The organism is Acinetobacter sp. DSM 11652, from assembly GCF_900109815.1.
Classification (GTDB): domain Bacteria; phylum Pseudomonadota; class Gammaproteobacteria; order Pseudomonadales; family Moraxellaceae; genus Acinetobacter.
The window spans coordinates 161,213-177,074 of sequence record NZ_FOBK01000005.1 but is presented as its reverse complement, the minus strand read 5'-3'; the positions used below and the strand labels follow the sequence as shown (position 1 = coordinate 177,074).

Genomic DNA, 15,862 nt, shown 5'->3' with positions numbered 1-15,862 from the left:
AAATCTTTGAAATATTTGCCAAAATTATATGTATTATGATTTAAAAAAAATTGTCAGACTTTTGTCGCGTATTGATTTACCAGCTATTTATATAAAATTTATACTGTTTGTGTTTTATACTTGTTATTTAATTAAAAAATGGTTTATTAAAAATCAATAAGTTATATTGGTTGGTATTTTTTCTTAGCTCATGTTTGCTATATTTTTTGTCAATAATTCGTTAAAATTCACGCATTCTTTTGTCTAATTTTTATCTCCTATGTCTACTTCTTTGTCTACATCATTGTGGTCACACATTCGTACGGTCCAAGATTTTCCAAAACCAGGAATTTGTTTCTTTGATTTAACTCCTTTGTTCATGCAGAGCATTGCACCTTTAACTGACGCCTTAATCGAAAGTATTCCTGCGGAGCAATTGGCAGAGGTAGAGAGTTTCGTTGCGGTTGAAGCACGTGGGTTTGTTTTGGCGAGTTTGTTGGCGCAACGTACTGGTAAGGGGTTGTTGTTGGTTCGTAAAGCTGGAAAATTACCACCACCAGTAATTGGTGTGGGCTATAGCCTTGAGTATGGCATGGACCGTTTAGAAATGTCTGCGGATGTACAGGCTCAAAAAGTGATTATTGTTGATGATGTATTGGCCACAGGTGGTACATTAAAAGCAGTTAAGCAATTGATGGATAAATGTCAGCACACTGTTTTAGGGGCGAGTATTTTCCTTGATTTGCCAGACTTACACGCGGATTTAGGAATGAATATTTGGTCTGTTTTGGACGATAAATCAAAACCTCAAATTTAAGTCGAAAAGCCTTGTGATTCACAAGGCTTTTTTAATGTGATTGATGATTTGAGTGGCTGACTAATCCGATCAGGTAATTCAGGCGATCAGGGTTTTCCAGTTGATGACGGCCACCAATAATACTTTCAACGTACATGTATGGCTCTAATAAGTCAGAGGTACTATGCATATCAATCAGTTCATCACCGAGTTCGATATAAGCGATTTGAGATGAGGTTTTGGATTGAAGCTCCTCAATTGTAATCGCTGGATAATCAGGATCAAAAGATGGCATTAGGCTCGGATTTGCAATCACAGCAGGAAGTTGAAATCGATTTGACATCTTTAATGCCCAGTAACCACCTAGACTATGTCCTACTAAAATGTCTGGTTTAATTTTCTCGATCATATCGATATAAAAACGTTCAACAGCAGCGTATTTTAAATTTCGATAATCAACATTAATGCAATATTTATTTTTAGAAAGAATTGCCTGAAACTTGGTAGATTCTCTTGAAGAATCTAATCCATGCATAAACAATACTTTAGGGTCTTGAGTGTTCATAAGTCATCATTAAATCCATTCTATTTTTTTTGATTGTTGAAAGTATACTTTTCCACAATTTATAGGATGATTGTAGAGTGCTGTATTCAAAGTACAACTTAGCTTTTGGTCTAAGAAATGTTCAGACCTAGACTTTAGTGGATGAAATTAAGCGTTTTTCAAATGGCTGATTATTTTCTAATGCTCAAGTACTTTGAATTCTGCTATGCTATGCAACTTCTTTTTTAAATAAAATTACGAGGCAGAGATGACGCAACAAAACGCTCAATCGACTTCTGAACAAGCCATTTCCGAAAACGATTTAATCGCACAGCGTCATGCCAAGTTAAAACAGATTCAAGATAAGGCTCAAGAGCAGGGTACGAGCCCTTGGCCAAACACGTTTAAGCGTGAACATTATGCACAAGACCTTCAGGATCAGTTTGCTGATAAATCAAAAGAAGAAATTGAAGGCAGTGAAAAAGTTTATGTCAAAGTTGCGGGTCGGGTGATGTTGAACCGCGGTTCGTTCATGGTGATCCAAGACATGACCGGCCGTATTCAGCTTTATGTTGCACGTAAAGAATTATCTGCAGAGACTTTAGACACCATTAAAGGTCTTGATTTAGGTGATATTATTGCCGTTGAAGGTTACATTGGACGTTCAGGCAAGGGTGATCTTTATGTGCATATTGAACATTTTGAACTCCTCACTAAATCACTCCGTCCTCTTCCAGACAAGTTCCACGGTTTAACAGATACAGAAGTAAAATATCGTAAACGTTATCTTGATTTGATCGTGAACGAAGAAACGCGTAAGACTTTTGAAATTCGAGCAAAGGTAGTTGCTGGTATTCGTAACTTCTTGACTGAAAAACGTTATATGGAAGTTGAAACGCCAATGATGCATGTGATTCCAGGTGGTGCTTCTGCGCGTCCATTTGAAACGCATCACAATGCCTTAGACATGCCATTATTCTTACGTATTGCACCAGAACTTTACTTAAAGCGTTTGGTTGTAGGTGGTTTTGAACGTGTGTTTGAGATTAACCGTAACTTCCGTAATGAAGGTGTGTCTACACGTCACAACCCAGAATTCACCATGATCGAATTCTACCAAGCTTATGCAGACTACAAAGACTTGATGGAACTGACAGAGCAAATGCTAGAAAAACTAGCAATTGATATCTTAGGTTCGACAGATGTACCTTATGGCGAAGAAGTGTATAGCTTCAAAGGTCCATTCAAGAAAATCTCAATGTTTGATGCAATTCTTGAACATAACCCACAATTTACACCTGAAAATGTAAATGATCGCGAGTTCTTAGCTGAGTTTGTTAAGAATGAACTTAAAGAGCAAGTGAAGCCAGGTTTTGGTCTAGGTAAGCTTCAAACGATTGTATTTGAGGAAACTGTTGAAACGAAACTTCGTCAACCGACCTTCATTACTGAATATCCTGCGGAAACCTCTCCATTGGCACGTCGTAACGATGACAACCCGCACATTACTGACCGTTTTGAATTCTTCATTGGTGGTCGTGAGCTTGCAAATGGCTTCTCAGAGTTAAATGACCCAATTGACCAGGCTGAGCGTTTCCAAGCACAGGTAGCTGAAAAAGATGCGGGTGATGATGAAGCAATGCACTATGATGCCGACTTCGTTGAGGCGCTTGAATATGGATTACCTCCTACAGCAGGTGAAGGGATTGGTATTGATCGTCTGGTAATGCTATTTGCCAATGCGCCAAGTATTCGCGATGTGATCTTATTCCCACATATGCGTCACAAAAATGCGTAATAGTGAAATTAAAAAAGCCCTTCTTTGAAGGGCTTTTTTAATTTTTCTTAACATAAAATTAAATTTAAATGTTTTTTAGTGTGAGTGTATTTTGAGGTTTTAATCACAAAATATTTAATTAAGGTGATAAAAAATATAGAAAATTATCATTAAAGCTAATCTGTTTAACCAGCTGTATGTTTATCAAAATATTTATACAATGTTGTTAAATGTATCTAATTAAATACTTAATGTAAAGTTAATGGATTTATAAATTAAAAATTCAAATAATCAATAAGATATAATCCTAAATTGATTTGTGATGAACCCGAATAGACTTATAAAAATCCTATCATCGAGCTTAATATTTTCTAGTCCATTGGTCTTTGCCAATGGCATTCTCCTCAACGATGAAAACCTGAGAGATGATTTAAATTGGCTGAATCAACAAGGTGTGATTCAAATAAGCACCTCGACATGGCCGCTAAGTGGTGATGAAGTCCAACGTGCCCTCACCAATGCTAAAATTAACTCCATTGAACAACAAAAGGTTATTCAGGAAGTCGAAAGAGCGATTAAGCAGCAAAATGAAACATTAAAAGTTGATGCTTTCGCGGAGAGTGATCAAAAGAAAATCCCACAATCTTTTGCCGATCATCAAAAAGCACAATATGCACTTGGTGCAGAGTTAAATCTTGGGGGGCAAAATTGGGATGCGAAGCTCAAAGTTAGAGGTGAAAAAGACCCTCAGATAGACAATGGGCAAGACGTTAACCTAGAAGGCTCATATCTTGCGGGTAAACTTTGGAATCAATGGCTCATTGCTGGTCAGATTCAAACCTACTGGGGACCTGGACACGATGGTAGTTTGATACGTGGAGATGCAAGTCGACCAGTATATGGTTTCACTCTACAGCGTGCTGAACAGTCTGCTTTTGATCATAAATGGCTATCATGGATCGGGCCTTGGCAATACCAAGCTTTTGGCGGCCAGTTAGATGATTATAAAGCAGTTCCTGATGCTAAAATTATTGGTTTACGTTTGACCGCACAACCACTACCTTATTTAGAGTTCGGTGCATCACGCATTATTCAATGGGGTGGTGAAGGTCGCCCTGAGGATTTAGGAACTCTCTGGGATGCTTGGATTGGTAAAGATAATGTTTACGGGGATACTGTTAATCCATCTAACCAGATTGCTGGATTTGATGCGCGTTTGAATCTAAGCTATTTATTGAACCAGCCAATCGGCGTCTATGCTCAATACGTGGGGGAAGATGAAGCAGGTGGCTTACCTGCTAAGAAAATGTATCAGGCTGGGGTGGATTATTCTTCATCTTTAAAAAAAATGCCTTATCAGGTTTATGCTGAGTGGGTAGACACCACTACAAATGGGAAGGCCCAAGGAATATCTTATAATCACAGTGTTTATACAGATGGATATTATCAACATGGCTATCCTCTTGCACATGCGATTGGAGGAGATGGTGAGATGATTTCTTTGGGTGGAAATATTCGTTTTGATGCCATGAATAGACTTTCAGGTCGCGTATTATTTGCAAAAGTAAATCAATCAAATCGAGATACCAATGTTGCATTTTCTGAGGAAGATGATATCCAAGCATTAGATTTAACTTGGACGCATTTTGTGAAGCCGAATTTGCCATTAAAGATTAATGGTTGGATTGCAGATTCAGATCGTCATGGTAATGATGCAGGTGCTTCTGTTGGTATTGAAATACCTTTAGATGTCAAAAAACTGGGACGTTAATATTCTTAGATTAGTATTTGAAAAAGCCACCTAAAAAGGTGGCTTTTTTTACATGAGACTTGTTTGTATCCGAACTTTCATTTCTAAGCTAAGTTGCGCGATATAATCCTTCATCCATGGGTAATTCTGTCCCATTGGATTTACTTTAGTGGCTGTGTCTAAAAAACTAAGCTCAGGCTGAATGAATAATTGCTTTTCTAAGCAGTCTTTAAATTGCTCAGCGTTCGCATATAAATCTGTTTCAACTACAAAAAAATGTTTAGGATAATTGTAAAAGGCGTAGCACAAATTAAAAGCTTTTTGATTGCCTTTTAAATGACCAATACTAATTTCACTTCTATGATCTTGATTGCTATGTGTAACGCCAATCAAGAACTTTAGTTTTTGATCAGTATGTTCAACAGCAAACTGTAAGCCAATTTGATCAGCAGTTAACTCGTGCTGAACAAAAATATTTAAAGCAGAACCATTTTCAGTAAACGGTTCTTGTAACACTAGAATTTGATGATGCTGATAAATATGACCAGCAATTTGAGCTCGCTCTAAATGTTGTTTAAGAGATTCAAGGCTAAGCATGGGAGATAAAAATAACTAATTTAGAGATTTTTTATATTGAATGAATCCTGTCTCGGTTGCAACACGATTATACAAAAGTCTAGCGTTATCATTGCTTTTATGGGTTAGCCAATACACTCTATCATAACTATTTTTACATTCGTCATAGCTAAATTCTATTAATTTCCTGGCTAAGCCCTGATTTCTATAATTTGCATCAATAAACAAATCTTGGAGATAACAATAAGGGAGTTTAGTCCAAGTGCTTGCGTGAGAAATGAGATGTACAATTCCGACGACGTTTTGATTTTTTATAATGGCATAGCCAAACATATCGGTTTGCGACGCATCAGATAATCGTTTGAAAGTCAGAGCCGCTTGTTGAGGATTCAATTCGGTCTTGTAGAATTCAAGGTAAGCTGACCAAAGGGCTAACCATTCTTGGTATTTTATATTTGAAAGGCCTGTAATTGTTATCATAATTAGATTGTCTCTTTGCTTATATTCTATTTGAGTATATTAATATAAAAAAACGAGATAAAGTTCTGTTGTCTAAATCACTATAATGAATATAAATTTTCAAAAGTGTCATAAGTACACATATTCTAGCTGGTGTTGTCCATGTCATTAAATGAGGAAAGACTTACTCATCTTAAACAGCTTGAAGCTGAGAGTATTCATATCATTCGCGAAGTTGCTGCAGAATTCGAAAATCCAGTCATGCTTTATTCGATTGGTAAGGACTCGGCAGTTATGCTGCATTTAGCGCTTAAAGCATTCTATCCTGCAAAACTCCCTTTTCCACTGTTACATGTAGATACAGGTTGGAAATTTAAGGACATGATTGCTTTCCGCGACAATATGGCTAAGCAACACGGTTTCGATCTTATCGTCCACCAAAATAAAGAAGGTAAGGATGCTGGGATTAACCCATTTGATCATGGTAGTTCGAAATATACTGATATCATGAAAACTCAGGGTTTAAAACAGGCATTAGATAAATACAAGTTCGATGCTGCATTTGGTGGTGCTCGCCGTGATGAAGAAAAATCACGTGCCAAAGAACGTGTGTATTCATTCCGTGATGATAAACATCGTTGGGATCCTAAAAACCAACGTCCAGAACTTTGGAATCTTTACAATGGTAAAGTGAACAAAGGCGAAAGTATCCGTGTGTTCCCATTGTCGAACTGGACTGAGCTTGATATTTGGCAATATATTTACCTAGAAAGTATTCCACTTGTTCCATTGTACTTGGCGGCACAACGACCTGTTGTTGAGCGTAGTGGTACATTAATTATGGTGGATGATGAGCGTATGCCTTTAAAAGAAGGTGAAGTTCCACAAATGAAATCGGTTCGTTTCCGTACTTTGGGGTGTTACCCATTGACAGGTGCGGTGGAGTCAACTGCTAACACCTTGCCAGAAATTATCCAAGAAATGTTGCTTGCAACGAGTTCTGAGCGCCAAGGTCGAATGATTGACCATGATGAAGCGGGCTCGATGGAAAAGAAAAAGCAAGAAGGTTACTTCTAGAATCTCTCTTGCGCAGCAGCGTTGCTCCTCTCTTTGTAAAAGAGAGGAGTCATCCTCCTTTTTCAAAGGGGGAACGAGGGGGATTCAAATACACCGATTTCAACATATTTGTGGAGCTATGAGCCATGTCTCATCAATCAGATTTGATTAGCCAAGATATCTTGGGTTATTTAAAACAACACGAAAATAAAGACTTATTACGCTTTTTGACTTGCGGTAACGTAGATGATGGTAAATCAACTTTAATTGGTCGTTTACTTTACGATTCAAAATTGATTTATGAAGATCAATTGCAAGCAGTGACACGTGATTCTAAAAAAGTCGGTACAACAGGTGATGCACCTGACTTAGCGTTACTTGTAGATGGTTTACAAGCAGAGCGTGAACAAGGTATTACGATTGATGTAGCTTACCGTTATTTCTCTACAGAAAAACGTAAGTTCATTATTGCCGACACTCCGGGGCATGAACAATACACACGTAACATGGCTACAGGTGCGTCTACGTGTGATCTTGCGATCATTTTAATTGATGCGCGTTACGGTGTTCAGACGCAAACACGTCGTCATACGTATATTGCAAGCTTACTTGGTATTAAGAACATTATTGTTGCGATCAACAAAATGGACTTGGTTGAGTTCTCTGAAGCACGCTTTAATGAGATTCAAACAGAATACGCAGGCTTTATTGCACAACTTGGCGATCGTAAACCATCTAACATCATCTTTACGCCGATTTCTGCGTTAAATGGTGATAACGTTGTAAACAAATCTCCAAATACGCCGTGGTACACAGGCGAAACTTTGATGGGTACGCTTGAATCTGTAGAGATTAATCGTACTTCAGCTAAAGCTGACTTCCGCTTCCCTGTACAGTATGTGAACCGTCCTAACCTCGATTTCCGTGGTTTCTGCGGTACGATCGCACTAGGTGATATCAACGTTGGAGATACGATTACTGCGTTGCCATCAGGTAAATCATCTACAGTTAAAGAAATCGTTACTTTTGATGGTAACTTAGAACGTGCAGTTGCTGGTCAAGCAGTGACATTAACGTTAAACGACGAGATTGATATTTCTCGTGGTAACGTACTTGTACGTGCAGACCAAGAAGTACCGGCAATTTCTCGTTCTGTTCAAGCGACTGTTGTATGGATGGCAGATCAACCGCTTGCGATTGGTAAGTTATATAACGTGAAGATTGGTACGCAAACTGTTCCTGCTAAGGTAACAGCAATTAACTTCCGTACAAACGTAAATACGCTTGAAAAAGTTCAAGTTGAAAACTTAGAGCTGAATGCGATTGCGAATGTAACGATTGAATTTGATGCACCAGTCGTATTTGACCGTTATCAAGATAGCCGTTACACAGGTTCATTTATCTTTATTGACCGCTTAAGCAACGTTACAGTTGGTGCAGGTATGGTTGAAGAGGCAGTTGAGTGGACTGCACATAATGAGCCTGTAACATCAGAAGCACGTGCGGCGCGTTTGGGTCAAAAACCTGCTGCGGTAACTGTATCAAATGCTGCAATTGTGAATGCACAAGTATTAGAAAGCTTATTGATCCAACAAGGTGTTGTCGCGATTGCTAAAGCTGGTTTAACTGCTGAGCAAGTTGCATTATTACGTGAAACTGGAGTGGTGGTCATTACTGATACTGCAACAGGTACGGATGCAAGTTTTGAAGTAGAAGCTGCTGAAGAATTGGCTGAGAAGATTGTGGAATTGGTTCGTCTTTAAGATTGACTGATTTAAAAAAACCCGCCTGATGGCGGGTTTTTTTATTTAAAATTCAATAACGACCACACTAGTCTTAATGAGCTAAGATAGGGTAAACATTAACGATAAATTCGAGATATGATGAAAATAGTAGCGTATTTGCTTTTGATGCTCTTAACGGCATGTGTTAATGCTCCGATACAACAAAAACACCCTAGTAAAGCTTGTTTAGAATACCAACAAATGATGACAGCGCCTATGCCTAGAGAAGCTATGCAAAAACTGCAAAAAAATGCTTCGAATCTAAAGAATAGAGATTAACGGTAAAATTGGACTAAAAACTTAAAACATTTTCGTAGAGTAGAAAAGCTAAAAAATAAAATCATCGTTTAAAGTTAAATATTTTTTTATTGCTCATGAGTCTTGATTAAGATGGAAACTAATCCATTCTATTTAATATACATTTACTAAGAAAAATTATTAAATCATGCCTCAAGGTTCAAAATTTTAACGATATTGGATTAGTTTTGTGTGCTTGAAACTTGAAAAATATAGGAATAGTGATTGCATTGGTGCTAAATTAAATGAGATGAAATGATTAGGCGCTACAATGAATAAAGCACTCCCAAAATTTCACCCCAAACATCTCAATTGGCTGATGCCGTTAATTTTGTCATGTTTGATGAGTGGTTCAATTTCTTTAATTAATATTGTAATGAATCGTGGATTTTTTGATGGGATCTGGGCGGTCTGGATAAAGACGTGGGCAATGTCTTGGTTAATCGCATTTCCATTGATCTTAATATTTTTACCTGTGGTAAGAAAAATCTTAATGCGTTTTGTAAAAACGATACCATAGCCCTTGAATGAAAGGTTTGATTGGCATTTAAAACAACAATTATAAAATTCTATGATCTTGCAACTGTTAAAAAATCGGGATAATTTTGCAGGTCGATAAAAATTACAACCTAAGGATTGGCATGACATATAACTCGGTATTCAAGGAAAACTTATTTCAGAATCAGGTCATCATTGTGACAGGAGGTGGTTCTGGTATTGGACGTTGTACAGCTCATGAGCTTGCATCATTGGATGCACAAGTGATTATTACAGGGCGTACCCAAGAAAAACTCGATAAAGTTGTTGCTGAAATCATGGAAGATGGTGGTAGAGCCTATGGCATCGCTTGTGATAATCGTGATGAAGCACAAGTGAAAGCCATGATTAGCGAAGTAACTAAAAAATTCGGACGAATTGATGGCTTGGTGAATAATGCAGGCGGACAATTTCCAGCGCATTTAGAAAAAATCTCAGCCAATGGATTTGATGCTGTCATTCGAAACAATCTACACGCTACATTCTATCTTATGCGCGAAGCTTACAATCAGTGGATGAATAAGCATGGTGGAAGTATTGTCAACATGACTGCTGATATGTGGGGAGGTATGCCGAATATGGGACATTCAGGGGCAGCCCGTGCAGGGGTTGATAATCTGACCAAGACAGCTGCTGTCGAATGGGGCAAATCTGGAGTTCGTGTGAATGCCGTAGCACCTGGATGGATTTTGTCATCAGGTATGGATACATATACTGGTGAAATGGCTGAAAAAGTGATTCCAAGTATGGCGGAGAAAGTTCCTTTGCAACGCATGGGAACAGAAGCCGAGGTGTCATCAGCGATTGTCTATTTGTTGTCTGAAGCATCTAAATTTATATCGGGTGTCACGATACGGATTGATGGCGCAGCTTCTCAAGGCACACGTATATTTCCATTAAGTCCGGCTGAGAATAATCAAGCCTATGATGGATTTCACCGTTCTTTTTTACCCGAAGTGATTCAAAATTTAAAAAAATAAGAAATGCCCAATTGAAGCTTTAAACTTAACAATTGGGCATGTAAATTTAAAGTTTCTTACTGAATCGTGACTGTCACGGGTTTACCGTACAGGGTGTAGCTATAATTCGGAGCAATCGTGTATTGATAGCTCGGCATGACATAGGCTTTGCCTGTTTCACTAAACGTAATCAACTGACCATTTTTACTATATTTGGCAGAACCAGGCAGAACAATCATTGAATTAAAGTTTTGTGCTGAAGCCTTACCTATTTGAGTAACTTTTTCTCCACTAAAAACAACAGGCTGTCCCACTTTCGCATTAATTTGACCTGGAGTATTGATCTTGACGACTAAATCAGAAGATTCATGAGCATAATCGGTGGTTAAGCCATGTGTTCCTTGTACATACATACGATTAAAATCATCTTTATTGGTACGGAATGTCCAAGGCCAGAAAGTTACGCCACGTAAGCTCGCCATTGACATTAACTCTTTGCTTAATCCTGCAAAAGACGGGTTAAATGTAGAAGAATATTTTTGAGTCGCGTCTAATATTCGACGTGTGTTTACAATATTGCTTTGTGCGTTCGGCGTACTCGTTAAGAAGCCTGTAGAAACACCCGGTAAGGTATTTTTCATCTGTAAGATTTGATCACCATTAAAACTAATAACAATCGATTGATCATAGGCATTATGCTTATCTAAAAGCTCTTTAATCTTCGCTACAATTTCAGGCTTAGTACTTTTAATTTCGATGAAATTGGTCACATGTGGATATTTTTTGACTGCAGCCAAAACCTCATCCATGGTTGGAACTGGACGACCATTGGGAATCGTACGTAACTGACGAATTTCAGCTAAGGTCAGATCTTCAGTGTTTCTGCTATCACCTGTGGTACGTTTTAGCGTCCCGTCATGCATCAAGAAAACATGTCCATCTTTCGATAAATAAACATCATATTCAACTGCATCAGCACCTACCTCAATAGCTTTGATTGTTCCTTCTAAAGTATTTTCATCCTCTAAAGCTGGAATACCACGATGGCCTGTGATGAGGGGTTTTCTTAACAAGGTATTCGGTGCCATCTGCTTCATAATGTTTTGGAAAACATCTGGCTGTTGAGTATAGATCCCATTAATCCCAGTGCTTAAAATATCAGCTGCTTTGAATGCATCAATGCCATCTTTTTGATCTGGATGAAGTGTGCTTGCCCAGGGTGTTATTAATAAGCGTTGTAGATGAGATACGACTTCTGATTGCACTAAGTGCGGCGGTAAAATGACAATTTTTGATAAAGAAGAGTTGGTATTATGTGCAATTTTTACAATATCTGATTTACTATTGGTTAAACCAGATTGTTTTGAATAGTCGAGTGCTGTACGCAATACAGGGATTTCAACACGAGCTTTACGTAAGAGTTCAGGCTGATCCGACACCAAGGTGATATCAGCGAGATCATAGTTTTCTGTCAACGTTTTCAGATTACGAATTGTTTTTTCTGAATTGATCGTTAATAGCGGAATATGACGTCGTGTTGAATCATTTAAATAATCTTTTAAATGAGTAATTTTCTTTTGATCTTGGTTAAGAAGATTGAGTTGCTCATCCAGTTGGTAGGCAACATGAGTTGCTAATGGAGCTGAGTTCAGTGTAGTTGCGCCAGCAGGCTGAGCGAGTGCTGGTGCCATAGAGACTGGCAATTGCTGATCGATTAGATCTGTAACTCGATTAGACTCTGGTAGGGCTTCAAGTTGCTCAGTCACTTTAATTGAATCTACACGCATCAAAGCGCCAGCTGTAGAAATGCCAATGTCACCCTGATTTAAATTGTAAGGTAGCGTGCTATCGAGTACGAGTTCATCATTAATATAATGGCGTACGCGTTGGCCATGTACGATGACTGTTGCTTTGTAGGTTTTATTTAACTCAAAATTCTCTTTATATGCAGATTTCTGTAAAACATTCCATGTGTTGTTAGGTTGACGCATAGAAAGTTCAAGACCACTTGCAGCGGTTGCATCAACACGAAATGCGAATTGATAGTATGGAATAAAAGCTGGATCAGCATATTGATCAGCGGCACGATAGATGATGCTACCCCAACGCCCGCCATTGTTATTTTCTAAGAAAGCAAAATCCATATCGATACGATAATTACGATGTTGCTGTAGTTCGTTTGGCAACATGATGGTCGTCATTTGTGTATCGTGCGGCGTACCATCGATGAATAGTGCTCCATCTTTAACCTCAATATTCCCTGGATTGCTACGAAGTTGAGTCCAATTGTTTGGAATAGACGTTAAAGCATTGAAATTTTCTTCAAAAAGTATTTTGGGTACAGGTACTTCAATGTCTGGTGTTTCTGGTTCAGGAGATGGATTAGGATTTTCCGTTTGATCTGGATTTGATACAGTGTTTTTTTGATCATCATCGGAGCAAGCCGTTAAGCTTAATGTTAATAATATTGCTGACGTCAGTGTTGTAAATTTCATCATTAAAAAGTACTCGAAAAGTATGTCCCTAAGCGAGACACAATCTAAGTACGTAAAATGACAATTCTATGGATTTGTCATAAAGTAAAAAAAATATTACATATTAAATATTGATGAAATTCATCAGCTTTAAATACTGTCGTGTTTAAGCGGTGAACATCATTAAAAGTCCAGTTGAAATCTTATGAAAAGATGAGGGAAAATGCGATTTTCGAAAAAAACCAACTCAGCGAACTGAATTGGTCTCCAAATATCAATGTGATGTGCTTATTGAATGGTCACAGTCACGGGTTTTGCATAGATGGTATAGGTGAAATTGGGTGCTATGGTGTATTGGTAGCTTGGCATGACATAGGCTGTACCACGTTCACTGAAACTCACAGATTGACCATTTAGACTATATTTTGCAGAGCCTGGTAGTACGAGCATCGTATTGAAGCTTTGGTAACTAGATTGACCCAGTTGCGTTAATTTTTGCCCAGCGATTTGTAAAGGTTGACCAACAGTTGCTGTTATTTGTCGTGGAGTTTTAATTTTGACCACAAAATTCGATGCATCTTGTGCATAATCTGTGGTCAACCCATGTGTACCTTGAATGTACATACGATAGAAATCATTTTTAATTAAACGGAACGTCCAAGGCCAGAAGGTCACCCCACGTAAACTTGCCAGATACATGACATCCTGATTCAAACCACTATAATTCGGATTGAATGTTGAAGAAAATTGTCGTGTTGTTTCCAAAATTCTTCGAATGTTTAGAAAAGTAGTTTGTTCCTTTGGTGGATATACCAATAAACCCGTTGATACACCTTTTAGAGTGTTCTTCATTTCAAGAATTTGTTGCCCATCAAAACTTATGACAATGGCTTGACCATATGCATCATATTTATCAAGTAAATCTTTAATTTTTGAAATTATTTCGGGTTTTGCACTCTTAATCTCGATAAAATTGGTGACATGTGGGTACTTTTTAACTACTGCAGCCAATACTTCATCCATCGTCGGTATGGCAAGTCGCTGCCCGGTCGTTTTTAGTTTACGAACTTCTTCGAGCGTCATGTTCTCAATATTTTTTGCGATACCCGTTGTGCGTAAAACCGATTTATCATGCATTAAAACGACATGGTCATCTTTCGTCAGATAGACATCATATTCCACGGCGTCAGCACCAACTTCTATCGCCTTAAGAATACCTTCAAGGGTATTTTCATCAACTTGAGATGGAATTCCACGATGACCTGTAATGAGTGGTTTACGAAGTAGGGTGTTGGGCGCCATTGAGCGCATGATGGAATGAAATAATTCAGGCTGATGCGTATAAATGCCATTTACGCCTGTTGTTAATATCTCAGCGGCTTGATAGGCATCAAGCTTAAGACTGGTCTGTCCAGAAGTATTGTGGGTAAAACCTGCCCAAGGTGTGATCAATAAACGTTGCAAGTGTGCAACTACATGAGACTGAACCAAATGGGCTGGTAAAATCACAATTTTAGAAAGTGCTGTATTGGTTGCCTGTGCAATTTTCACAACACTATTTTGATCTGAAATCAAATTGTACTTTTCAGACCAATCCAATGCTGTACGGATTTCTGTAATCTCCACACGCGCTTTTCTTAATAGATATGGATCATCAGAGACTAGCGTGACATCACTAAAATCATAATCTGAAGACAAAGATCTTAATTCAGCCAGTGTGTTTTCAGAGTCGATATGCAGAAGAGGAAGTGTTCTTTTGGTTTGATCAGAAAGAAGACTTCTAAGGTGCATCGTGGTCTTATTGTCGAAATCTTTTAAAAATAATTGTTCATCAAGTTGGTAAGCAATATAAGTGGCGGTATGAGCGTTATCATTTGTTAATGAGTCGGCTGGTTGTGCTAAAGCGGGCGCCATTGCAACTGGATATTTGTGATCAATGACATCTGTAATCCGATCTTGAGTAGGGAGGGCATCAAGTTGTTCAATCACCCGTATTGTGTTGACCTTCATCAGCAATCCTGATGCTGAAAGTCCAATGGCACCTTGGTTTAGGTTGATGGGTAATTCACCATCAAAAACCAATTGATCATTCAAGTAATGACGAACACGTTGATCATGAACAACAACTGTAGCCTTATAAGGTGTATTTAAAGCAATGTTTGATTCAAATTTGGATGTATTGATGACATTCCATGTGTTATTTGAGCGTCTAAGTGCGAGTTCTAGACCATTATAAGCAGATGCATCTGCACGAATAGCAAATTGGTAATATGGTGTATATTCAGGTTGAGCAAACACTTCTGAAGCTCTATAAATAATACTTCCCCAACGAGTACCGTTATTACGCTCAAGGTATTCGAATTCTAACTCAATTTTATAGTTGCGAAGCTTTTGAAAATCCGAACTTAACATGATCGTGGTGGGTTTGATTAAGTCTTTGCGACCATCAATCAGTAAGGCACCTTCTTTAAATTGAATGCTACCTGGATTTGAAGGCAGGATATTCCAATCAGAAGGTATTGAATAAATTTCAGTAAAATCCAGATTTAAATACGTTTTTGGTTGTGGAACATTGATCGGTGTTTCAGGTTCGAGATCCGGTGGTAGAGATGGTTCTGGATCTTCAGGCTGAATTGGTATGGTTGGCTCAGGAGTATTTGGTAAGGTTGATTTAGCTTGATCTTCCCCAGAGCATCCTGCTAAACCGAGCATGAGCGATAGTGTGACAACTAGAGTCTGCTTTTTCATTTTAAAATTCTCGAGTGTACGATCCATGACGACCTTAAAATCTATGAAATTAAGGTTAAAATTCCTTTGTAAATCAGAAAAATACGAAGCTTTGTTTGTATTATTGAGTTATTTTAATATTCGTGT

12 protein-coding genes are annotated in these 15,862 nt (G+C 38.2%); 7 read left to right on the top strand and 5 right to left on the bottom strand.

Features of this window, described 5'->3' with window-relative positions:
• Positions 1 to 259: 259 nt before the first annotated feature.
• The gene (locus tag BMW42_RS07055) at positions 260 to 796 is read left to right on the top strand and encodes an adenine phosphoribosyltransferase (protein ID WP_035266671.1); all 537 of its coding nucleotides are present in this window, start codon (positions 260 to 262) and stop codon (positions 794 to 796) included.
• Between the two features lie 31 nt (positions 797 to 827).
• Here BMW42_RS07055 and BMW42_RS07050 read toward each other — a convergent pair whose 3' ends face one another.
• The gene (locus tag BMW42_RS07050; RefSeq protein WP_035266673.1) at positions 828 to 1,340 is read right to left on the bottom strand and encodes a YqiA/YcfP family alpha/beta fold hydrolase; all 513 of its coding nucleotides are present in this window, start codon (positions 1,338 to 1,340) and stop codon (positions 828 to 830) included.
• A gap of 247 nt (positions 1,341 to 1,587) precedes the next feature.
• On the opposite strand from BMW42_RS07050, the gene lysS reads away from it, so the two are divergent.
• The gene (gene lysS / locus BMW42_RS07045) at positions 1,588 to 3,117 is read left to right on the top strand and encodes a lysine--tRNA ligase (protein ID WP_092766879.1); all 1,530 of its coding nucleotides are present in this window, start codon (positions 1,588 to 1,590) and stop codon (positions 3,115 to 3,117) included.
• Positions 3,118 to 3,418: 301 nt separating this feature from the next.
• Positions 3,419 to 4,867, top strand: coding sequence for a capsule assembly Wzi family protein (locus tag BMW42_RS07040; RefSeq protein ID WP_092766878.1), 1,449 nt, complete (start codon positions 3,419 to 3,421; stop codon positions 4,865 to 4,867).
• Between the two features lie 48 nt (positions 4,868 to 4,915).
• Here the strand turns inward: BMW42_RS07040 and BMW42_RS07035 are convergent, their stop codons facing one another.
• Both BMW42_RS07035 and BMW42_RS07030 read right to left on the bottom strand, forming a co-directional pair.
• Entirely contained in the window at positions 4,916 to 5,443 is a 528-nt protein-coding gene (locus BMW42_RS07035) for a hypothetical protein (RefSeq protein ID WP_092766877.1), read from the bottom strand.
• Positions 5,444 to 5,458: 15 nt separating this feature from the next.
• Positions 5,459 to 5,902 (bottom strand): GNAT family N-acetyltransferase, encoded by a 444-nt coding sequence (locus BMW42_RS07030; RefSeq protein WP_092766876.1) that lies wholly within the window; start codon positions 5,900 to 5,902, stop codon positions 5,459 to 5,461.
• Between the two features lie 141 nt (positions 5,903 to 6,043).
• Between BMW42_RS07030 and cysD the strand changes: the two genes are divergently transcribed.
• From cysD to BMW42_RS07005, 4 genes are all read left to right on the top strand, one after another.
• Complete coding sequence (cysD, locus tag BMW42_RS07025) at positions 6,044 to 6,958, top strand: sulfate adenylyltransferase subunit CysD (RefSeq protein WP_092766875.1); 915 nt, start codon at positions 6,044 to 6,046, stop codon at positions 6,956 to 6,958.
• A gap of 125 nt (positions 6,959 to 7,083) precedes the next feature.
• Entirely contained in the window at positions 7,084 to 8,700 is a 1,617-nt protein-coding gene (gene cysN, locus BMW42_RS07020) for a sulfate adenylyltransferase subunit CysN (RefSeq protein WP_092766874.1), read from the top strand.
• A 589-nt stretch (positions 8,701 to 9,289) separates the two neighbouring features.
• Positions 9,290 to 9,538 (top strand): DUF2798 domain-containing protein, encoded by a 249-nt coding sequence (locus tag BMW42_RS07010; RefSeq protein WP_035266689.1) that lies wholly within the window; start codon positions 9,290 to 9,292, stop codon positions 9,536 to 9,538.
• Between the two features lie 121 nt (positions 9,539 to 9,659).
• Positions 9,660 to 10,535 carry an SDR family oxidoreductase gene (locus tag BMW42_RS07005; RefSeq protein WP_092766872.1) on the top strand — a complete coding sequence of 292 codons (876 nt, stop codon included), beginning with the start codon at positions 9,660 to 9,662 and terminating at the stop codon, positions 10,533 to 10,535.
• 56 nt (positions 10,536 to 10,591) lie between these two features.
• Here BMW42_RS07005 and BMW42_RS07000 read toward each other — a convergent pair whose 3' ends face one another.
• Together BMW42_RS07000 and BMW42_RS06995 are read right to left on the bottom strand one after the other, a co-directional pair.
• Positions 10,592 to 13,012 carry a glycerophosphodiester phosphodiesterase family protein gene (locus BMW42_RS07000; protein WP_228143098.1) on the bottom strand — a complete coding sequence of 807 codons (2,421 nt, stop codon included), beginning with the start codon at positions 13,010 to 13,012 and terminating at the stop codon, positions 10,592 to 10,594.
• A gap of 264 nt (positions 13,013 to 13,276) precedes the next feature.
• The gene (locus tag BMW42_RS06995) at positions 13,277 to 15,736 is read right to left on the bottom strand and encodes a glycerophosphodiester phosphodiesterase family protein (protein ID WP_092766927.1); all 2,460 of its coding nucleotides are present in this window, start codon (positions 15,734 to 15,736) and stop codon (positions 13,277 to 13,279) included.
• Positions 15,737 to 15,862: the final 126 nt, after the last annotated feature.